Below are 21560 nucleotides of genomic sequence, written 5' to 3' on the forward strand. Positions count from 1 at the left end.
TTATCCCTCCATAGAGTCGATGGTGATGCGGCTGCGGCGACGGCTGCCGCCCAGGCGGGCCAGGCTCCGTTCGCTACGCGCGCTCAGGTGCTGCATGCGTTGTTCCTGCAGCTGCGCGCGCAGCGGCTGGAGCAGCGTTTCCACCGGCAGCTCGGGGGCCATCACCAGCTGTTCGAGCAGGCGCGTGAAGGCGCTGGCGAAGGCCTCGGCCGCGTGCTCATCGAGCAGGTCGGTGTTGTATTTCAGGGTGCAGGCCAGGCCAGCCGGGTGCTCTTCCACGCTCAGGTGCAGGTCCAGCTGCGACTGGCCATGCTCGATGCGTTCGGGCAGCACCTTCAGGCCCGGCAATTCCAGGGCGCTGTCGGGTTGGTTCTGCAGCACCAGCTTGGCCTGGAACAGCGGGTTGTAGGCCAGGCTGCGGGCGGGGTTGAGTGCTTCGACCAGGCTGCTGAAAGGCAGGGCCTGGTGGCTGAAGGCTTCCAGCACCTGTGGCCGCAGGCGCTGCAGCAGGGCGTTGAAGCTGGGGTTGCCGCCGACATCGCCGCGCAGCGCCAGCTGGTTGATGAAGAAGCCCACCAGGCCCTCGGTCTCGCTGCGTTCGCGGTTGGCCACGTCGGTACCGATCACCGCCTGGGTACGCTCGCTGTGCAGGTACAGGTTCAGTTGCAGCACGCCCAGCAAACCCATGAACAAGGTGGCGCCATGGCTCAGGCACAGCTGCCTGAGGGCCTGGGCCGAGGCCGCGTCGATCTGGAACGACAGCCGTGCGCCTTGGCCACCGAGCACCTCGGGGCGCGGCCGGTAGCTGAACAGTTCGAGCGGCGCCAGCGGCTCGCCCAGGGCCTGGCGCCAGTAGTCCAGGTGGCGCTGGCAGGTCGCGGCGTCGAGCTGCTGGCGCTGCCAGGCGGCATAGTCGCTGTACTGCACCGGCAGTGCGGGCAGCGCAGCGCTGGCGCCGTGCAGCGCTGCGCGGTAGAGCTGGCAGAGTTCGCGCACCAGCACGCCCATCGACCAGCCATCGGAGACGATGTGGTGCATCACCAGCAACAGCAGGTGCTGCTGATCGTCCAGGCGCACCAGGTGCAGGCGCAGCAGCGGGGCCTGGCGCAGGTCGATCGGGCGGGTCGCCAGCTCCACCAGCAGGCGCCGGGCGCTGGCCTCGCGCTCGGTTTCCGGCAGCAGGCCGAGGTCGTGCCAGTCCAGCGGCAGTTCGAGGCTGTCCTGCACCTTTACATACAGCGTGCCGTCGTCTTCGTGGAAGCTGCTGCGCAGGGCCTCGTGGCGCTGGGCGAGCGCCTGGAATGCCTGGCGCAAGGCGGCCAGGTCGAGGCGCCCGAGCAGGCGCGCGGCGCTGGGGATGTGGTAGGCCGCGCTGCCCGGTTGCAACGCCTGCACCAGCCACATGCCCTGCTGGGCATGGGACAGCACGCGGCGGCCATCGCTCGGCAGTGCGGCGACGCCGATGGCTGCCTGGCGGTCGGCACTGGCGTTGTCCAGCAGGATGGCCAGTTGGGCGATGGTCGGCGCCTCGAACAGGCTGCGCAGGGGCAGTTCCAGTTTCAGCACCTGGCGGATACGGGCCACCAGTTGCGCGGCCAGCAGCGAGTGGCCGCCGATGGCGAAGAAGTTGTCGTCCATGGCGATCGCCTGCTCGCCCAGCACTTCCTGCCACAGGGCCAGCAGCTGCTGCTCGCGCTCGCTCTGCGCGGCGCGCTGGTTGCTGCCCTGGACGCTGTAGTCCGGCACCGGCAGGGCGGCGCGGTCGAGCTTGCCGCCGGGGGTCATGGGCATCTGTGCCAGGTTCACGAACGCCGCGGGGATCATGTAGTCGGGCAATTGCGCGGCCAGGTGCTGGCGCAGTTCGCTGGCATCTACGGGGTGATCGTGGAACACCAGATAGGCCACCAGGCGGCGATCGCCTGGGCGGTCCTCGCGCACCAGCGCCAGGGCCTGGCGGACCTGGGGGTGGCTGCGCAGGTGCGATTCGATCTCGCTGAGCTCGATGCGGAAACCGCGCAGCTTGACCTGCTGGTCGATCCGGCCCAGGTACTCGTAGCTGCCGTCAGGCAAGCGCCGGGCCAGGTCGCCGGTGCGGTACAGGCGGCTACCGGGCGGGCCGTAGGGGTCGGGGCAGAAGCGCTCGGCGGTCAGGTCGGGCACGTCGTGATAGCCACGGGCAAGCAGCTCGCCGCCGATGCACAGCTCGCCAGGGACGCCGGGCGCTGCCAGGTTGTCGTCGCGGTCGAGCAGGTAATAGGCGCGCCCGCGCAGTGGTGCACCAATTGGCAGTTGTAGCGGCAGCGGCTCGCGGGCCAGCAGCGCGGTGCAGTCCTGGATGCTGGAGACCACGGTGATTTCCGTCGGGCCATAGATGTTGAGCAGGCGCACGGCGCCCAGGCCGGCCTGGCGCCAGGCCGCGAGGCCGGCGCTGGGCATCGCTTCGCCGCCCACGCTGACCAGGCGCAACGCGCCATAGGCGGCGTGCGGCTGGCGGGCGAAATCCTGCACCAGCTGGAACCAGTAGGCGGTGGTCAGGCAGGCGGCGACGGTGATGCGGTGCCGGTACAGGCGGGCATGGAACTCGTGGCTGTCCCACAGCTCCGGGCCGCGCACCACCAGCGCCGCGCCGCACACCAGCGGGGGGAACAGCTGGTCGACAAAGCCATCGAAGTTGAACGTCGAGAACTGCAATACGCGGTCGTCGGCGTCGACGCCGTAATAGGTGCGCGCCACTTCGCTGTAGCCGGCCAGCGAGCGGTGGGTGACTGCCACGCCCTTGGGCTTGCCGGTGGAGCCGGAGGTATAGATGACATAGGCCAGTTGTTCGCGCTGTACCGGGCGCGTGCTCGGCACCCCGGCCAGCGCCGGTGCGTCGGCGTCCAGGCTGGTGACGTCCAGGCACGGGCGCTGGTACGCCGCCATGCAGGGTGCGGTGTCCGGGGCCACCAGCACCAGGCAGATGTCGGCATCGTCGATCATGTGCGCCAGGCGTTCGCTGGGGAACTGCGGGTCGAGGGGCACGAAGGCCAGCCCGGCATTGAGCGTGCCGAACACGGCGGCGATGATGTCCAGGCCACGCGGCAGGCACAGGCCGATGCGCGCTTCGGCGGGCAGGCCCAGGGCCAGCAGGTGGCGGCTGATCAGCGCGGCACGCTGCTGCAGGGTGGCGTAGCTCCAGGTGCGGTCGTCGTGGATCAGGGCGATGCGTTGCGGCTGTTCGGCCGCTTGCGCGGCCAGCCGCAGGTGCACCAACTGCGGCAGCGGGCCGAGGTCCAGCGCAGCCTGGCAGTCGGCGAGCAGGCGCTGTTGTTGCGCGTCGCTGTACAGCGGCAGTTGCGCGATGCGCGTGGCGGGCGCCTGCGCCAGGCTGTGCAGCAGGGTGGCATAGCTGCGACCGTGGTCGGCCAGGGTAGCGGCCTCGAACAGGTCGGCATTGCCGGTCAGGGTCAGTTCCAGTGCGTCGCTGCGCTCGACCACGGTGAGCACCAGGTCGAACTGCGCACTGGTCTGTTCGCGCTCGATCTCGTCGATTGTCAGGCCGGGCAGTTGCAGGCGACGCGGGGTGGTGCCGTCAAGCAGGTTGAACATCACCTGGAACAGCGGCGAATGCTGCAACTGGCGTTCGGGCTCCAGGGCCTGGACCAGGCGCTCGAACGGCAGCTGCTGGTGGGCCAGGGCCTGGCGGCGGGTGTGCTCGAGGGTGTCGAGCAAGCTGTCGAAGCGCAGCTGGCCGTCGAGCTGGCAACGCAGCACCAGGGTGTTGATGAAGCAACCGATCAGCCCTTCGGTCTCGACCCGGTTGCGGTTGGCCACCGGCACGCCGACCCGCAGGTCGGTCTGCCCGCTGAGGCGATACAGCAGCACGTTGAACGCCGCCAGCAGCACGCTGAACAGCGTTGTGCCACGGGCCTGGGCCAGCTCACGCAGGGCCTGGCACAACGGCGCCTCGATGCGCAACGTGTGGCGGCTGCCACGCCCGCTCGGCTGGCGCGGGCGTGGGTGATCGGTGGGCAGTTGCAAGGTCGGCTGCTCGGCGCCCAACTGCTCGCGCCAGTACGCCAGCTCGCTGGCCAGGGCACTGTCGCCGAGGCCGGTCTGCTGCCAGGCGGCGTAGTCGTGATACTGGATCGGCAGGGCCGGCAGGTCGTTGTCGCGGCCTTGCACGGCGGCGCTGTACAGGGCGGAGAGTTCCTTGACCAGGATGCCCAGCGACCAACCGTCGGCAACGATGTGCTGGGCGCTGAGGACCAGCACATGCTCATCGGCAGCGAGCCGCGCCAGCAGGCCGCGCAAGGGCGCCTGGCCGAGGTCGAAGGGGCGGTTGCTCTCGCTGTCGATCAGCTGTTGCAGGCGCGCGCTGCGCTGTTCCTCGGGCAGCGAGGCCAAGTCCACCTGGGCCAGCACCATCGGCAACTGCTCATGCACGGTCTGGCGTGCCTGGCCGTTGGCCTCGTCGAAGGTGCTGCGCAGGATCGCATGGCGGGCGATCAGCTGGTCGAAACTGCGTTGCAGCGCCGCGCTGTCGAGGCTGCCGCGCAGGCGCAGGGCCGCGGGCATGTTGTAGGCGCTGCTGGCCGGGTCCAGGCGGTGCAGGAACCACAGGCGCTGCTGGGCCCACGACAGCGGGTACGGGCCCGGCTCGCCAGCGGCGACGATGGGCAGGCGGCTGAGGGCGAAGCCTTGCGCGGCCAGGGCGCTGGCGAAGGCCTGGCGTTTTTCCGGGGCGAGCCTGGCGATACGCTCGGCCAGTTGCTGGGGATCGAGTTGCATGGCTTCAGCTCCGTGGCACAGTGGCGGACTGGGCGCGGGCCTGCAGGGCGGCACGCTCCTCGGGTGACAGCGCCGCGAGCTGGCGGCGCAGCTCGGCGATCTTCAGCAATTGGCCGGGCCGGCTTTCGCCGGCGCGCAGCGCTGCGCCCAGCGCCGCCACGCTCGGGTGGTCGAACACCAGCGCCGGCGCCACCTCCAGTTGCAGCAGGTTGCGCAGGCGGGTGCACAGCTTGATGACGATCAGCGAATGGCCACCCAGGTCGAACAGGCTGTCGTTGATGCTCACCTGTGGGCGTTCGAGCAATTCCTGGTACAGGTCGACCAGCAGCGCTTCGAGGGCATCGCGCGGCGGCACCTCGAGCTGTTCGCTGGCCGGGCTTTCGCTTGGCAGTGCGACGAAATCGACCTTGCCGTTGGCCAGGCGTGGTAGTTCGGCCAGGCACAGCAGTTGCGCCGGTATCAGGTAGTCCGGCAGGCGGTCACGCAGTTCGGCCAGCAGCGCGGCGCTGTCACGCTGGCTGACGGCATGCGCCAGCAACTTGCCGTCGCGGTACTGCACCACGGCCTGGCTGACCCCCTCCAGGGCCAGCAGCGCAGCTTCCAGCTCGCCGGGCTCGACGCGGAAACCGCGAATCTTGATCTGCTGGTCGACGCGCCCGGCCAGGTGCAACTGGCCGTTGGCCGCAAGGCGCGCCAGGTCGCCGCTGCGGTACAGGCGCTGGCCGGGTTGCAGCGGGTCGTCGATGAAGGCGTCGGAGGCCCGGTTCAGGTAGCCGCGGCAGACCTGCGCCCCGCCGATGTACAGCTCGCCCAGGGCGCCGATCGGTGCAGGTTGCAGGCCGGCCGGGGAAGCTTGCAGCAGGCGCACCCAGGTGTTGGCCAAGGCCTGTTCCAGCGGCAGCGGGCTGCGCGGGTCAGGCGTCTGGTCGAGGCTGTAGAGGACGCCGACCGTGGTTTCGGTGGGGCCGTAATGGTTGTGCACGCGGCTGGCCGGGGCCAGTTGGCCGATGCGCTGACGCAAGGCCGCAGGGCAGGCCTCGCCGCCGAGCACCAGCACCTGGGGCAGGGCGATGGCTGGCTGGCCGTCGAGCAGCGCTGCCAGGTGCGACGGCACGATTTTCAGGCAGTCGATCTGCCCGTCTTCGAGGAAGCGGGCGAAGGCGTTGGCATCCCGGCTGGCGTGGTCGTCCGCCAGCACCAGGCAAGCGCCGGCCCACAGCGCGGCATACAGGGTGGTATTGCCAAGGTCGGCGGCCACCGAGGAGATCAAGGCGAAGCGCTTGCATTGCCCCAGGCTCAGCGCCTCGCTGACCGCGGCGGTGTAGTTGAGCAGTTGGCCATGTTCGATCACTACGCCCTTGGGCTCGCCGCTGGTGCCGGAGGTGTACAGCAGGTAGGCGGCATCATCCAGGGTGACGTCGCTGCTGGCTAGCGCACCAGCAGGGGCTTCGAGCAATTCGCCGAGGGCGATGCCCTGCGCGCCGCCGATCACCAGCTGCGGCTGGGCGTCGGCCAGGATCCGCTGCTGGCGTGCCGCTGGCCAGGTTGGATCCAGCGGCACATAGGCGGCGCCCGCGCGCATGACCGCGAGCAGCGCCAGTAGCAGTTGCGCCGAGCGCGGCAGCAGCAGGGCGACGGCCGCACCGCGACCGATGCCGCGCGCCTGCAGCACGGCCGCCAGGTGTTCGACCTGGCCATGCAACTGGCCGTAGGTCAGGCTGAGCGCGCCGTCCTGCAACGCCGCTGCATCCGGGGTGTGCTGTGCCCAGTGGGCCAGGCGCGCGATCAGCGGGCGGCTACCGAAGTCGCGCTGCGGGCCGCGCAGGCGTTGCTGCAAGGCCTGGTGCGCCGGCGGGCTCAGCGGCAGTTCGAGAAGGGCACGCTGGGATGGTTGTTCGACCAGTGCCTGCAGCAGGTGCAGGTATTGCTCCAGCAGGCAGCGCAAATCGGCCTCGGCGTAATGCGCGCTAGGCGACTGCACGCTCAGGGCCAGTACCCGCTCCTGCGCGTCGAGGGTGGCTTGCAGTGCCAGGGCGAAGCCCACATCGGCGCCGGGCAGGGCATCGACCGACCAGTGCAGGCCGCCGCTGGCGAAGGGTGCGGTGTCGCGCACCAAGGTGAAGCCGACCGTGCGCTGCAGGGTGTGCGCAGGGTCGTTGACGTGCCAGTACTCCTGCTGCTGGGCGTGGCCGTCGAGCTGTTCGGCCAGTTGCTGCAGCCAGGTGCCGAAGGGCTGATCGAGCTGCGGTGCCAAGGCCAGCGGCAGGATTTTTTCGTAGGCGCCGATGCCGTTGGCCAGGGCTTCGTAGTCGAAGCGGCAGTCCTGTTGCCAGCCGCCGATGAACCTGGCATCACCGCCAATGCGCGCCAGCAACGCCCACCAGGCCGCTTGCAACACGCTGCCCACGCTTTGCTCGCTGCGTTGCGCCAGGTGTTCCAGCTGCGCTTGCAGGGCCTCGGACAGGGCTTGTTGAACGGCGTTGCCTGGCGCCTGCGCAGCGGGCTCGCGCAGGCCGCCCAGGCGCACCGGCGCCAGCGTCTCCAGGCCCAGGCCGGCCCAGTAGGCGCGCCCGGCAGGGGCTTCTTCGTCGGCGTCGAGGTCGTTGCGCCATTCCACGTACTGGCTGTACTGGAACGGCTCCTCCAGGGCCGCGTCGGGCTGGGCGTACAGCGCTGCCAGTTCGCCCAGCAGGTTCTGCAGGCTCAGCCGGTCGGCGGCACAGGCGGCGACATACAGGTCAAGGCGCCACTGGTCGGCACCCTGCGGACGCAGGATGGCGCGCACCAGGCAACCTTGCTCGACGGCCTGTGGCTGGGCGGCCAGGGCCTGGGCCTCGGCGTGCTGCTCAGTACCCAGCAGGTGCCAGTCGAGGCTGGCCGGGACCGTGCTCTGGCGCAGGCTGCGGTACAGCGTCGACGGGCGCAAGGCCACGCGCAGGCTGGTGTGGCGCTGGATAACCTGCAGCAAGGCTTCGTGCAGGCGGCTTGCCTGCAGCGGCCCGGCAAGGTTCAGCCCCAGGTGCAGGGGCGTGCGGCCGAGCTGTACGGCCAGGGCCTGTTCGGCGCTCAGTGGCAGGTCGTGGTTCAATTCCATGGCGTCGTTCATCGTGTGCTTTAGTCCTGCAGTTCCGTTGCGTTGTGGCGGGCGGCCAGCCGGGCCGGTTCATGCATGTCGCCCATGGCGACGGCGATCTTGCGTGGGCCTTCGTACGGGTCGCGGGCGTGGGCGGCAATCAGGTTGTCGAGCATCACCACATCGCCGCGCTGCCAGTCGAAGCGCACCGCGCAGGCTTCGTAGAGGCGGCCGATCAGGGCCATGCTGGCGTCGTCGATCGGGCTGCCGTCGCCGAAGTACACCTGACGTGGCATGCGTTCGGCGCCGACCATCTTCAGCAGGTCTTCGCGCACCTGGGCGTCCAGGCAGAAGCTGTGGTGCAGCTGCAGCTGGTTGAAGAAGCTGCGTTCGCCGCTCAGCGGGTGACGGATCACCGCCGGGCAGCGCGTACGGGTTTGCAGCTCGTCATTGGCCAGCCAGCGGAATTCGGTATGGCTGGCCCGGCACAAGGCCTCGACTTCGTCGCGGCTGTCGGTCTTGAAGAACGCCCGCCAGTTGACGTCCAGCCGTTCGGTGAAGGTGCGCACATACAGCAGCCCCTTGCGCTCGAAGGCCGCGGCCAGCTCGGCCGGCAGTTGCCGGTACAGCTCGCGGCAGTCGACGATCGGCGTGGCACCGCCGACCGGCGACGGTTGTTCGCAGTAGAACCACTGCTTGCGCGGGGCGCGGGGCAGGTGCGAACTCTCGTTGTGGAACAGGATCATTTCCCGTTCCGGGTAGGGCGTGGAGCGGTAGATGTTGCGCCCGCCTTCCTTTTTCGGCAGGTCGCCATAACCGCCGAATAGGCCGGGGTGAATGGCTTCGGCAAAGGCTTCGAAGGCTTTTGCGTCGTCCAGGGCAAAGCCGCGGAACAACAGGCCACCGTGCTGGCACAGCAGGGTGTCGATCAGGTCGCGCGAGCTTTGCGCCCAGCCCACCGGGTCGAGGTCGGCGGCCAGCGGTTCGATCACCAGCGGGAAGGTGCGGCCTGCTTGCAGCGGTGAGGTACGAATCAATGGCCGCGGTGCAGAGGCCCGGGCCGGGAGTTTTTTCAGCTTGTCGAGCTTGCTGGACGAGGGGGCGGGTTTTGCCAAGGCCGGGGTCTCCACGAGGGGCAGCGTGACGGTGAAATGGGCAAGGGCGGCGTGCGGCTGCTCCACCACTTGCTGCAGCAGGTTCAGCCAGGCGCCGATCAGCGCGTCGATGCGCTCGCCCTTGAACAGGGCGCGGGCGTATACCCAGTCGCCGCGCATGACGTCGCCGTGGCGTTCGAGGAACAGCGCCATGTCGAACTTGCTGGTGCGCTCGGCCGCAGGTTGCATGCGCACCTCCAGGCCAGGGATGGAGAAATCACCCGACGGCGTGTTCTGCAGCACGAACAGCGCCTGCACCAGTGGGTTGCGACTGCGCTCGCGCGGTACTTGCAACGCCTCGACGATGCGGTCGAACGGCAGCGCCTGGTGTTCCAGGGCCTGCAGGCAGGTGTCGCGGGTGCGGCCGAGGAACTCGCGCAACGTCTCGCCAGCCAGGCGCCGCGAGCGCAGCGGCAGGACGTTGACGAAGAAGCCGATCAGGCCATCGAGGTGGGCGTGCTCGCGGCCGGCCACGTCGGTACCCAGCAAAAGGTCGTCGGCACCGGTGATGCTGTGCAACAGCAGCTCGAAGCTGGCCAGCAACAGCATGTACAGGCTCACGCCCTCGGCCAGGGCCAGGGCTTCGAGACGCGCCAGCAGCGGCGCGGGGATCTCCAGCGCCCTGGCGGCGCCGCGGGCGTCGGCCTGGGCCGGGCGTGGCCAGTCGCAGGGCAGGGCCAGCACCTGGGGCGCGCCTTGCAGCTGCTGCTGCCAGAAGCTGACCTCGCACTGCAATACTGCGCCCTGCAGGTATTGGTGCTGCCAGGCCGCGTAGTCGGCGTATTGCACGGGCAGTGCGGGCAGCGCCGCCGGTTGCCCTGCGCGCAGGCTCGCATAGAGCTGGCTGAACTCGTTGACCAGCACGCCCACCGACCAGCCGTCGGCGACCATATGGTGCAGTGCCAGCAACAGCAGGTGCTGGTGCTCGCCAAGCTTGAGCAGCCGCGCCCGGATCAGCGGCGCCTGGCGCAGGTCGAACGGCAGGCGCAGGTTGTCCAGGCTTTCCTGTTCGGCCACTTGCTGGCGTTGGGCGTCATCCATCGAGCTGAGGTCGCGCAGGCCGACCTCCAGCGCGAGTGGCTCGGCGATGCGCATGACCGGTTCGCCGTCGATGTCGTGGTAGGCGCTGCGCAGCACTTCATGGCGGGCGAGCAGGGCATTGAAGGTGGCACGCAGCGCCGCCAGGTCCAGCTGCCCGTTCAAGCTCAGGCTGGCGGCCATGTTGTAGGACGCCGAGGGGCCGTGCAGACGGTCGACCAGCCACAGCCGCTGCTGGCTCAGCGACACCGGCATGTGCGCCTGGCGCGGCACCGGCAGCAGCACCGGGCGCGTCGTGCCCGCCGCAGGCGCGGCGGCCAGGGCGTCGAGGCGCTCGGCCAGTTGCCACAGCAGCGGCGCCTCGAACACGCTGCGCAGCGGCAGTTCCACGGCACAGCGCTGACGCAGGCGGGCGATCAGGCGGGTGGCCAGTAGCGAATGCCCGCCGGCTTCGAAGAAGTGGCTGTTGCGCCCCAGCGGTTGCGCGGGCAGCAGCGCGGCCCACAGCTCGCCGAGCAACTGCTCGCTGGCGCTGACCAGGGGCTCGACCTCGGCGTGCTGCAAGGTTGGCAGCGGCAGGGCCTTGCGGTCGACCTTGCCGTTGGCGTTGGTCGGCCAGCTGTCCATCGCCACCCACAGCGACGGCACCATGTACGCCGGCAGGCTGTCGCGCACGTGCTGGGCCAGCTGGGCGTCGTTCAGCCGATGGCCGCTGCGCCCCTGCCAGTAGCCCACCAGCAGGTCGCTGCCGCCGAGCGTCTGCAAGCAGACCATGGCCCGCAGTACGTCGGGGTGGCGCTCCAGGTGCGCCTCGATCTCGCCAGGCTCGATGCGGAACCCGCGCAACTTGAGCTGGAAATCCTTGCGCCCGAGGTACTGCAGCACGCCGTCAGCGTCCCAGCGGGCCAGGTCGCCACTGAGGTACAGGCGGCTGCCCGGCGTGCCGAACGGGTTGGGGATGAAGCTGGCGGCGGTGCGCGCCGGGTCGGCCAGGTAACCGCGGCTGACGCCGATGCCGCCAATCGCCAGCTCACCGACCACCCCGGCGGCGACCGGTTGCAGGTCATGGCCCAGCACATACAGCTCGGCATTGGCGGTGGGCCGGCCGATGGCCACGCTGGCGTCTGGCCCCGGGGCCTGGTACAGCGGCTGGAAAGCCACGTCATCGGAGCATTCGGCCGGGCCGTAGGCATTCATCAGCGGGATGTGCGGGTAGTGGCGGAACCACAGTTGCGCGGTGGCGACCGGCAGTGCTTCGCCGGTCGGTATGACCCAGCGCAGATGCGGCAGCGCCGCTGGCTGGCCGTCGAGGTTTTCGAGCATCGCCTGGAGCAGTGCCGGTACCGGTTCGAACAGGCTCACGCGGCGCTCGCGCAGCAGCGCCAGCAGGGCCTGCGGATCGCGCACCAGCGCATCGCCGATGATCTCGACACAGGCGCCGAACAGCGGCGCGGTGAGGGTTTGCCAGACCGAGATGTCGAAGCACGCCGGGGCGGTCTGGGCGATCACGTCGTCGGCGTTCAGGCCCAACGGCTGCACCTTGGCCAGCATGTTGTTGAGCATGCCGGCGCGCGGCACCATCACCCCTTTGGGCTGGCCAGTGGAGCCAGAGGTGAACAGCACGTAGGCCAGCTGTTGCGGGCGTGCCGGCTGCTGCGGCAGCCGGCCGCTGGTGCTCAGCTGCAGCAGCTCCGACGGCAACGCACGGCGGCCCTGGTAGACGCTGGCCAAAGGCTCGGCACAGGCCTGGCTGCAAACCACCAGCGGCTGCTCCAGGCGCGCCAGCACCTGCTGCCAGCGCGCCGGCGGCTGCGAGGGCTCCAGCGGCAACCAGCCACAACCGGCACGCAGGGTCGCAACCATCAGGCAGAACCATTCGATGCCGCGCTCGGCCAACAAGGCCACCGGCTGGTCGGGCTGGGCGCCCAGGGCTTGCAGGCCCCGCGCCAGGCGTTCGGACTGCTGCCATAGTTCGGCATAGGTGAGCGTTTGCTCGGCGCAGCGCGCGACGATACGTTCGGGGTGCGCGGCGACCTGGGCTGCCACCCGTGCTTCCCAACTTTGCTCAAGGTCGTAGTCCGCCGGGTGGCGGCCCCAGTCGAGCAGGCGCCGATGCTGGGCCGGGCTGAGTGTGGTGAGTTGTTCCAGGCGGGTGTCCGGTGGGCTGTCCAGCATCTGCAGCAGGTTCAGCAAGTCGTCGCTCAGGCGCGCCAGCGCGGCAGCGGGAAGGCGCTGGGCATCGGCGCTGAACAGCACTTCCAGGCAGCGCCCGGGCAGCACTTCGACGGTCAGGCCGTAACTGGTCTGTTCGAGGTTGTCGAGGACCTTGAAGGTCAGCTCGCCAGCCTGCAACTGACGCTCGCTGAGCGCCGGCAGGTTCTGGAATACCAGCAGGGTGTCGAACAGCCCGGCACCGCGCGGGTGCTGCTGGAGGATCTGCGCCAGCGGTGTCTGCTCGTGTTCGCGCATGGCCACGCTGGTGGCTTGCACCTGCTGCAGGTAGTCGCCGAGGGCCATGCCGGGGTCGATGCGCAGGCGCAGCGGCAGGGTATTGATGAACACGCCGAGCATCTGCCCGGCATCGGCCAAGGCATCCGGGCGGCCACTGCTGGTGACGCCGAACATCACCTCGGTGTGGTTGTTGGCGCGGGCTAGCAACAGGCCCCAGGCAGCTTGCATGAGGGTGTTGAGGGTGACTCGGCAGGCTTTGCCGAGTGCGTTCAGGCGGCTGCTGTGGGCTTCGCTCAGGCGCAGGCTGCGGCTGTGGTAGCGCGGTTTGTGCTCGGGGTCGGCCGGGTTCAGCGCCGGCAGCGTGCCGACGCCTTCGAACTGCGCCAGGTGTTGCTGCCAGTACTGCAGGCTGTGCTGGTGCGGTTGCGCGGCGAGCCAGGCGATGTAGTCGCGGTAAGGTGGGCGCGACGGTACGGCAAGGCCGTTGTAGCGCGCGAGAATCTCCTCCATCAGCAGCACCGAGCTCCAGCCGTCGGCAATCAGGTGATGACGGCTCCAGATCAGCCAGCTGTGCTGCGCGTCGAGGTGGATCAGGGCCAACCGTTGCAGCGGTGGGCGCTGAGGGTCGAAGCCTTGGGCTCGGTCGGCCTGGCAGTAGGCGTCCAGGGCCTGCTGGCGTTGGCTCGGGTCCAGCGCGCTCCAGTCCAGGCGCTGCACCGGCAGGGTGAGGCCACTGCACACGCCTTGCACCGGCTCGTCCAGGCCTTGCCAGAGGATTGCCGTGCGCATCAGGGGATGGGCGGCGAAGGTGGCATGCCAGGCAGCGAGGTAGCGCTCGGCGTCCAGTGGGCCTTGCAGCTCGGCCTGCAGCTGGTTGACGTAGACCCCGCTGGCACCTTCCAGCAGGGTGTGGAACAGCAGGCCTTTTTGCAGCGGCGACAGCGGGTAGGCGTCCTCCAGCGGGGTACCGAGCAGCGCTTGCAACGGTTGCCGCTGTTCGGCACTCAGCGATACCGAGGGGGTGGCTGGTGGTACCGAGGGCGTTGCCACAGCTGTGGGTTGGGCCGCTTGGCGCTGGGCGAGGAGCAGGGCCAGGGCGTCGACCCGCGGCTGGGCGAACAGCTCTTTGGGGCTGAACTTCAAGCCCAGCTTGCGCGCCTTGGCAATCACCTGCAGGGCGATGATCGAGTCGCCGCCAACGCTGAAGAAGTCGTCCTGGCGAGTGAGTTCGGGGCGCTCCAGCACTTCGCGCCAGACCCCCAGCAACTGGGCTTCCAGGGCTTTGAGCGGCGAGTCCAGGGTGGCTGCGAGGCGGGCAATGGTGGGGTGGGCAAAGAAATGCCGGGGGCTGAACTTGAGCTGTTGCTTGCGCGCCTGGGCGATCACTTGCAGGGCCATGATCGAGTCGCCGCCCAGGGCGAAGAAGTCGTCATGGATCGACAGCGCCGGTTTGCCCAGCACCTCGCACCAGAGTGTCAGCAGCAGCGCCTCGACTGGGTCGCGCGGGGTACTGTGCGCCTGCGCAGGGGCTGGCTCGGGCGCCGGCAGGGGCAGGTTGTGCCGGTCGACCTTGCCGTTGCCCAGGCGCGGCAGCTGCTCGAGTTCGACATAAACGCTCGGTAGCAGTGGCTCGGGCAGGCGCTCGGCCAGTTGCTGGCGCAGCTGCGCCCGGTCCAGCCCGGGTTCGGCCACCAGGTAGGCAACCAGCCGTGGCGCTTCGCCTTCAGCCAGGGCGCGCGCCAGCACGGCTGCTTCGCGCACACCGCTGCAGGCGCGCAGGCAGGCTTCGACCTCGCCCGGCTCGACCCGGAAGCCGCGGATCTTGACCTGGTCGTCGATCCGCCCCAGGAACTCGATGGCGCCGCTGGCCAACATGCGCACGCGGTCGCCGCTGCGGTACAGGCGCTGGCCATTGTCGGCGAACGGGTCGGGCACGAACTGCCGGGCGGTCAGGCCGGGTTGGCCGAGGTAGCCGTCGGCGACCCCGGCGCCGCCGATGTACAGCTCACCGATGCTGCCCAGCGGCAGTGGCGTGAGGTGCGTATCGAGCACATGCACCTGCACGTTGTCCAGCGGCAGGCCGACCGGGGCGAAACCGGAAAGGCTCGGGGCTTCGTCCTGCACGGCGTGGGTCAGGCAGCCAACGGTGGTTTCGGTGGGGCCGTAGTGGTTGACGATGCGGCAGCTCGGGGCAAGCTGCTGCAGGCGCTGGACCAGCGCCAGGTCGAGGCCTTCGCCACCGAGCACCAGGCACTGGCGCGGCAGCAGGCGGTGTGGCTCGGCCACGGCGAGCAGGGCGGCCAGGTGCGAGGGCACGATCTTCAGGCAGTCGACCGGGTTGGCTGCCAGGTATTGGGCGAGCTCTTCCGGGGCGCTGGCCAGTTCGTCGCTGATCAGCTGCAGGGTACGGCCGCTGAGCAGCGCGCCGAACCAGGCGGTGTAGCCCAGGTCCGCGGCGACGCTGGCCAGTGCCGTCAGGCTGGCTTGCGGGCTCAGGGCCAGCGGCTTGAGTACGGCTTGGGCATAGTGCGCCAGGTTACCCTGGGTCACCCGCACGGCCTTGGGCGTACCGGTAGAGCCGGAGGTGTAGATCAGGTAGGCCAGTTGCTGCGGGTGGCCGGCGGTGTGCGCCTGGCTTACCGCTGGGGCCAGGCCATGCAGGGTATGCGTAGGGTCGATCAGTACGCTGGCGCCGCTGTTGTCGAGCAGCTGGCGCTGGCGCTGCGCGGGCAGGCCCGGGTCCAGGCACAGGTAGGCGGCGCCGAGCTTCCAGCTGGCCAGCATCGCCGTGATCAGCGCGCGGCTGCGCGGCAGGGCGATGGCGACGATGTGCCCGGCAGCGGCACCGGCCTCGCCCAGGCGTGCGGCCAGGGCGCTGGCGGCCTGGTCCAGTTCGCTATAGCTCAGGCTGCCGTCGGCATCGCGCAGGGCAATGCGCTGGCCATGCGTCTGCACCTGGTGCTCGAAGGCAGCCAGCGCCGTGGCGAAGGTGGGTGGCTGGTCGGCCCCGGCGCGGCGCGCGCCGTTGGCCGGCGGCGTGGCCGGCAACTGGTGGACGGGCGTGTCGACCTGCGCCAGGGCGATGCCGGCGAACCAGGCGAAATCCTCGGCCAGGCGGGCGATACGTGCGGCGTCGAACAGGTCGCTGCGATAGCGCCACTGCGCCAGCAGTTGCACGCCGTCGTCCTGCCAGCGCAGGTTGAGTTCGTTGGCGGCGCCGCGCTGGGTGAACAGGTGCTCGCGCAGCGTGTACTCGGCGAAGGCGGCGTCACGCTGGCTGGGCATGTAGGTCATCATGCACTGGAACAGCGGGCCGTCGACTTCCTGCTGCAGGCGCGCCGCCGGGTAGCGGCGATGGCGCAGCCCCTCGCGCATTTGCTGGGCGGTGTCGCGCAGGCATTCGGCCAGGCTCGGGGCATGCGCGAAGCGGGCGCGCAGCGGCAGGCTGTTGAGGGTGAAACCGATCAGCTGCTTGTAGCGCGCCCTGTGCCGGTCCATGGTCGGCGTGCCGATGAGGAAGTCGTCCTGGCCGGTGTAACGGTGCATGAACATCTGGAACAGCGTGGCCAGCACGACGTACAGGCTGACGCCCTGGGCCTCGGCGAGCTGGCGCAGCTGGCTGCTGAGGGCCGGTGCGAGCAGGTACTCGATTTCTTCACCGGCGAAGCCGGGCGTGCGCGGGCGTGGTCGGTCGGCGGGCAGCGCCAGTGCCGTCGGGCTGCCGCTGAGCTGGTTGCGCCAGTAGCTGGCTGCCGCCTCGAGCTTGTCCTCGGCGAGTAGCGTGCGCTGTTCGTCCAGCCAGTCGAAATACAGGCCGGCCGGCGGCAGGACCAGAGCCTCGCCGCTGAGCGCTGCATGGTAGGCGGCGAAGGTCAGCTTGAGCATCCATTCGACGCTGAGGAAATCCCCGCTGATATGGTGGGCCGCCATGCACAGGTACAGGCGGCCCTGGCTTTGCAACAGGCCAAGCCGGCAGATGTCTGCCGCAGCCAGGTCGAACGGCTGGTCGGCGTGTTGCGCGATCCAGGCGGCGACGCCGGCGCTGTCCAGGTCGTCGATACGCTCGATGCGGGTGTTTACCTGGATGTGCTCCGGGCGGTACATCCACAACTTGCCATCCTGCTCGCGGTAGCCGCAGTGCAGGGTCTCGCAGTGCCTGACCACCTGGGCGAAGGCCTGGCACAGGGTGGCCGGGTCGAGGTCGGCGCGCAGCTCGCGTGCGGCGACCATGTTGTAGGCCGGGCTGGCCGGGTTGAGCTGATGGTACTGCCACAGCGCCTGCTGGCCGGCGCTGGCCTCACGCAACGGCTGGGAAGTGGTCATGGGCGGCACTCCTGGGCGGGTTCGGCCATGGCCACGATCACTTGCCGTGGCCCTTTGAAACTGGCGCGGCCATGGGCCACCAGCATGTTGTCGAGCATCAGCACGTCGCCCTGCTGCCAGGGGAAACGCACGGTGCATTGCTCGAGCACGCCGCGGATCTCCGCCAGCGCGCTTTCTTCCAGTTCGCTGCCGTCGCCGTAATAGACGTTGCGCGGCAGGTCGAGCGGGTCTTCGACCACCGCCAGCAGGCTTTCCCGCACGGCAGCTGGCAGGTTGGACACGTGGAACAGGTGCGCCTGGTTGAACCAGACCCAGTCCTGCGTGACCGGGTGGCGAGCGCTGGCCTGGCAGACCTGGCGGGTGCGCAGTTCACCGTCGTCCTTCCACTCGAAGGCGATCTGGTTGGCCCGGCAGTAGGCCTCGGCCACGGCGCGGTCTGCGCTGTTGAAGGCCTGTTCCCAGGGCAGGTCGAGACCGTTGCCGTAGTTGCGCACGTACATCAGGCGTTTGCTTTCGAAGCGTTGGCGCAGGGCCGGGTCGAGCTGCTGGAAGATGCGCCGGCTGTCGGCGATCGGGGTTTCGCCACCTTCAGCGCTGGGCTGTATGCAGTGGAACCAGATCTTCATCGGCCACTGCAGGGTGTAGGACTGCTCGTTGTGCAGCGGGATGACCTGGTGCGCGGGGTATTCGGTGGAGGTATACACCCCCTGTTCGATCGCCTTGCGCGGGGTGGAGCCGAATTCGTAATTGAGCAGCGGGTGACCGAAGCTGCGCACCAACCCCTGGAACGCCTGTTCGCCCAGCACTCCGAAGCCCCGCAGCAGCAGGGCGCCGCTTTCGTGCAGGCAGTCGTTGGCCAGCGCATGCAGCGCCGCGAAGTTTCCCGCACCGGGTTGTGCCGGCTCGACCAGCAGCGGCAGGGCGCTGTCTGGCAAAAGTGCTTGCACCGACAGGCCATTGCCCGGCCCGACACCTCGTCCCATGAGTTGCTCCTTTTTATCGTGGTAGTCACAGCAAAAGGCCATCCCTGGTCTCCCACGGGGCCCCGGCGGAATATATACGAAAGATATGGTAAGTGTTAATGCAATTTATTAGCATTCACATTGTTTGTGAGCGCCTCGACTGCAGCCTTCCTGCGGGCAGCCGGGATTCTGTGAAAACGTTTGTCCAAGGAGTCGACAATGAGTTGGGAAAAGGCCGAGTGCGGGTACGTGGTGGTGGTCAATCATGAGGAGCAGTATTCCATCTGGCCGGATTACAAAGCCCTGCCCGAGGGCTGGCGTGCGGTCGGCCAGCAGGGTGACAAGGCGCAGTGCCTGGCCTGGATCGAACAGCACTGGACGGACATGCGCCCGCTGAGCCTGCGCCAGGCCCTTGAAACCGCCGAGCAACGCTGAGCGCCAGCCGCAGAGGGAGCGATCCATGGAAGACATTCAGCTTGCACCGTACAACCTGGCGCATTTTCGCCGCCAACCGCCGCGCCACTTCGAGGCTGACCCGCTGCTGCAGCGCCAGGCGGCGCGCGAGTCGAACGCGCGCTCCTACCCGCGGCGTATCCCACTTGCGCTGAAGGCAGCGCAGGGGCTCTACGTACAGGACACCCGTGAGCAACTGTTCATGGACTGCCTGGCGGGGGCAGGGACGTTGGCGCTTGGCCACAACCATCCGTGCACCCTGGCGGCGATGCGCGCGACCCTGGACAGCGGCGTGCCCTTGCATACCCTCGACCTGACCACGCCGGTCAAGGACCTGTTCGTCGAGACCTTGTTCGCAGCCTTGCCGCCAGCCTTTGCTGCCGAGGCGCGTATCCAGTTCTGCGGGCCGACCGGGGCCGACGGGATCGAGGCGGCGATCAAGCTGGCGAAGATCGCCACGGGGCGCAAAGGCGTGTTCTGCTTCTCCGGCGGCTACCACGGCATGACCCACGGCGCGCTCAGCCTCATGGGCAACCTGGGGCCCAAGCAGCTGCCGGGCTCACTGATGCCCGATGTGCAGGTGCTGCCGTACCCCTATGACTACCGTTGCCCGTTTGCCCTGGGTGGCGAGGCCGGTATCGACGCAGGGCTGAGCTATATCGGCCAGCTGCTGAGTGACCCCGAGTCCGGGGTGCCGCTGCCGGCGGCGGTGGTGGTGGAAGTGGTGCAGGGCGAGGGCGGTGTCATTCCGGCGCCGGTGCGCTGGCTACAGGGCCTGCGCAAGCTGACCCGCGAGCATGGCGTGGTGCTGATCATCGACGAGGTGCAGAGCGGCATCGGCCGCACCGGGCGCATGTTCGCCTTCGAGCACGCCGCTATCGAGCCGGACGTACTGGTGCTGTCCAAGGCCATCGGCGGTGGCCTGCCGCTGGCAGTGGTGGTCTACCGGCAGGCGCTCGATGTGTGGACGCCGGGTGCGCATGCGGGCACGTTCCGCGGCAATCAGCTGGCCATGGCGGCCGGCACCGCGACCCTGCGGTATATCCGCGACGAGGGCGTGGTGGCCAACGCCGAGCGCATGGGCGACTACCTGATGACCCGGCTGCGCCAGTTGCAACGCGATTACCCGTGTATCGGCGATGTACGTGGGCGTGGGCTGATGGTCGGGGTGGAGATCGTCTCTACCGACGCAGGTCAAGGCCGGGTGCCGGCCGGGGATGGCGTGCTGGCCAAGGCCGTGCAGCAGGGCTGCCTGCGTGAAGGGGTGATCCTCGAACTGGGCGGGCGGCATGGCGCGGTGCTGCGCTTCCTGCCGCCATTGACCATCGGTAGTGAGGAGATCGATACACTGGTCGAGAAGCTGGAGATCGCCTTGGCTGCACAGGCTGTTCGCAAACGCTGCGCACAACCTGTGGTAGCGGGGTCACCCGCGAGCACCGGCGAAGCCGGTGCCATCCCAGCCTGACCTGCAACGACTGGCTGCGCTACAACCACGCCTTGATCTGCCTCGACACCGCGTCGGTGGAAATCCCGTAGCGGTCATGCAGTGTCGGTAGCGCACCCGCATCGAGAAACGCATCCGGCAGTGCGATCTGGCGGAAGGTGGGCGTGACCCCGTTGCGCAGCAGCACGCCCGCCACAGCCTCGCCAAGGCCACCGATGATCGAGTGGTTTTCCGCCGTGACCACCAGGCGCCCAGGCTTGCGCGCCTCGGCGAGGAGGGTCTGTTCATCCAGCGGCTTGATGGTCGGCACATGCAGTACCGACACATCCACGCCATCCTTGTGCAATTGCTCTGCAGCTTCCAGGGCGCGCATGGTCATCAGGCCGCTGGCGATCAGCAACACGTCGCGGCCACCGCGCAGCACCTGGGCCTTGCCCAGCTGGAAGCGGTAGTCGTAGCGATCCAGTACCAACGGTACGTTGCCGCGCAGCAGGCGCATGTACACCGGCCCCTGGTGGGCGGCGATCGCCGGCACGGCCTGTTCGATTTCCAGCGCATCACAGGGGTCGACGATCATCAGGTTGGGCATCGCCCGGAAGATCGCCAGGTCATCCGTGGCCTGGTGGCTTGGGCCATAGCCGGTAGTCAGGCCAGGCAAACCGCAGACGATCTTGACGTTGAGGTTTTCTTCGGCGATCGCCATGCAAATGAAGTCATAAGCCCGACGCGAAGCGAATACCGCATAGGTAGTGGCGAACGGGGTCATTCCTTCGCGGGCCATGCCAGCGGCAGCGCTCATCAGTAACTGCTCGGCCATGCCCATCTGGTAGAACCGCTCGGGGTGGGCTTTGGCGAAGATGTGCAAGTCGGTGTACTTGGACAGGTCGGCACTGAGCCCGACGATATCCTGACGGTGCTCGGCCAGGCTGGCCAGGGCATGGCCGAACGGGGCAGGGCGGGTTGGCTGGCCCTCGGCGGCAATCGAGGCGATCATGGCCGAGGTGGTCAGGCGTTTCTTCGGTGCATTCACTGTGCTCATGCTTGGCTCCCGGCGTCCAGCGCCTCAAGGGCGAGATCCCATTCGTTTTCATCGACGCGAATGAAATGCGTCTTGTCGCGGTTTTCCAGGAATGGCACACCTTTGCCCATGCGCGTGTCACAGATGATCACCCGCGGTTGTGCCGCCGGGTGGGCGCGGGCCTGGTCGAAGGCGCTGACCAGCGAATCCAGGTCGTTGCCATCCACTCGCTGCACGAACCAGCCAAACGCTTGCCAACGCTCGACGATCGGCTCGAAGGCAAGCACTTCGCTGGCGTGGCCATCGGCCTGTTGGTTGTTCACATCGATGATCGCGATCAGGTTGTCCAGGCGCCAATGGCTGGCCGACATTGCCGCCTCCCAGGTCGAACCCTCGTTCAGCTCGCCATCGGACAACAGGTTGTACACCCAGCTGTCCGAACCCTTGCGCTTGAGCCCGAGGCAGGCGCCGACCGCGATGCCCAGCCCATGACCCAGCGAACCGCCGGTAATTTCCATGCCGGGGGTATAGGCAGCCATGCCCGACATGGGCAGGCGGCTATCGTCGCTGCCGTAGGTTTCCAGCTCCTCCTCGGGAATCACGTCGGCCTCGATCAGTGCGGCGTAGAGGGCAATCGCGTAATGCCCGATGGACAGGTAGAAGCGGTCGCGCCGCTCCCACTCAGGGTTGGCGGGGTCGATACGCAGCGCGTGGAAGTATGCGACGGCCAGCAGGTCGGCAGCGCCCAGGGCCTGGCCGACATAGCCCTGGCCCTGGACCTGGCCCATGCGCAATGCATGGCGGCGGATATTGCGGGCGCGCACAGCCAGTGGCAGCGCCTCGTTGGTGGAACGCACAGCAGTCATGGGGGTGA

General features: G+C 68.6%; 8 protein-coding genes. 2 read left to right on the top strand and 6 right to left on the bottom strand.

The annotated features are described in order from the left end of the window. From JKP78_RS22845 to JKP78_RS22860, 4 genes are read right to left on the bottom strand one after another with little or no spacing between them, the layout of a single operon-like run. Entirely contained in the window at nt 1-4770 is a 4770-nt protein-coding gene (locus JKP78_RS22845) for a non-ribosomal peptide synthetase (protein ID WP_200627711.1), read from the bottom strand. A 4-nt stretch (nt 4771-4774) separates the two neighbouring features. Beyond that, nucleotides 4775-7876: an amino acid adenylation domain-containing protein gene (locus tag JKP78_RS22850; protein ID WP_186686890.1), complete on the bottom strand. Its 3102-nt coding sequence runs from the start codon at nt 7874-7876 to the stop codon at nt 4775-4777. A gap of 8 nt (nt 7877-7884) precedes the next feature. Further along, entirely contained in the window at nt 7885-16809 is an 8925-nt protein-coding gene (locus JKP78_RS22855) for a non-ribosomal peptide synthetase (RefSeq protein ID WP_200627713.1), read from the bottom strand. Further along, a complete protein-coding gene (locus tag JKP78_RS22860; protein ID WP_200627715.1) occupies nt 16806-17792 on the bottom strand; it encodes a TauD/TfdA family dioxygenase in 987 nt (328 codons plus the stop codon). The genes JKP78_RS22855 and JKP78_RS22860 overlap by 4 nt, the downstream gene beginning before the upstream one ends. A 198-nt stretch (nt 17793-17990) precedes the next feature. On the opposite strand from JKP78_RS22860, the gene JKP78_RS22865 reads away from it, so the two are divergent. Together JKP78_RS22865 and JKP78_RS22870 are read left to right on the top strand one after the other, a co-directional pair. After that, nucleotides 17991-18206 carry an MbtH family protein gene (locus JKP78_RS22865; RefSeq protein WP_170030671.1) on the top strand — a complete coding sequence of 72 codons (216 nt, stop codon included), beginning with the start codon at nt 17991-17993 and terminating at the stop codon, nt 18204-18206. Nucleotides 18207-18231: 25 nt separating this feature from the next. Further along, nucleotides 18232-19689: a diaminobutyrate--2-oxoglutarate transaminase gene (locus JKP78_RS22870; protein ID WP_186686895.1), complete on the top strand. Its 1458-nt coding sequence runs from the start codon at nt 18232-18234 to the stop codon at nt 19687-19689. 19 nt (nt 19690-19708) lie between these two features. On the opposite strand, the gene JKP78_RS22875 is transcribed toward JKP78_RS22870, so the two are convergent. Both JKP78_RS22875 and JKP78_RS22880 read right to left on the bottom strand, forming a co-directional pair. Next, nucleotides 19709-20707: a transketolase family protein gene (locus JKP78_RS22875; protein WP_186686897.1), complete on the bottom strand. Its 999-nt coding sequence runs from the start codon at nt 20705-20707 to the stop codon at nt 19709-19711. Then, entirely contained in the window at nt 20704-21552 is an 849-nt protein-coding gene (locus tag JKP78_RS22880) for a transketolase (protein ID WP_186686900.1), read from the bottom strand. Before JKP78_RS22880 ends, JKP78_RS22875 begins: the two co-directional genes overlap by 4 nt. Nucleotides 21553-21560 lie beyond the last annotated feature (8 nt).

This window comes from Pseudomonas sp. LAM2023 (assembly GCF_016620375.1).
GTDB classification, from domain to species: Bacteria; Pseudomonadota; Gammaproteobacteria; order Pseudomonadales; family Pseudomonadaceae; genus Aquipseudomonas; species Aquipseudomonas anuradhapurensis.

Bases quoted from the DNA above. Each gene is read 5' to 3' on its own strand.
- JKP78_RS22850 (WP_186686890.1), bottom strand. From the start codon at position 7,876: ATGAACGACGCCATGGAATTGAACCACGACCTGCCACTGAGCGCCGAA.
- JKP78_RS22855 (WP_200627713.1), bottom strand. From the start codon at position 16,809: ATGACCACTTCCCAGCCGTTGCGTGAGGCCAGCGCCGGCCAGCAGGCG.
- JKP78_RS22860 (WP_200627715.1), bottom strand. From the start codon at position 17,792: ATGGGACGAGGTGTCGGGCCGGGCAATGGCCTGTCGGTGCAAGCACTT.
- JKP78_RS22870 (WP_186686895.1), top strand. From the start codon at position 18,232: ATGGAAGACATTCAGCTTGCACCGTACAACCTGGCGCATTTTCGCCGC.
- JKP78_RS22845 (WP_200627711.1), bottom strand. From the start codon at position 4,770: ATGCAACTCGATCCCCAGCAACTGGCCGAGCGTATCGCCAGGCTCGCC.
- JKP78_RS22880 (WP_186686900.1), bottom strand. From the start codon at position 21,552: ATGACTGCTGTGCGTTCCACCAACGAGGCGCTGCCACTGGCTGTGCGC.
- JKP78_RS22865 (WP_170030671.1), top strand. From the start codon at position 17,991: ATGAGTTGGGAAAAGGCCGAGTGCGGGTACGTGGTGGTGGTCAATCAT.
- JKP78_RS22875 (WP_186686897.1), bottom strand. From the start codon at position 20,707: ATGAGCACAGTGAATGCACCGAAGAAACGCCTGACCACCTCGGCCATG.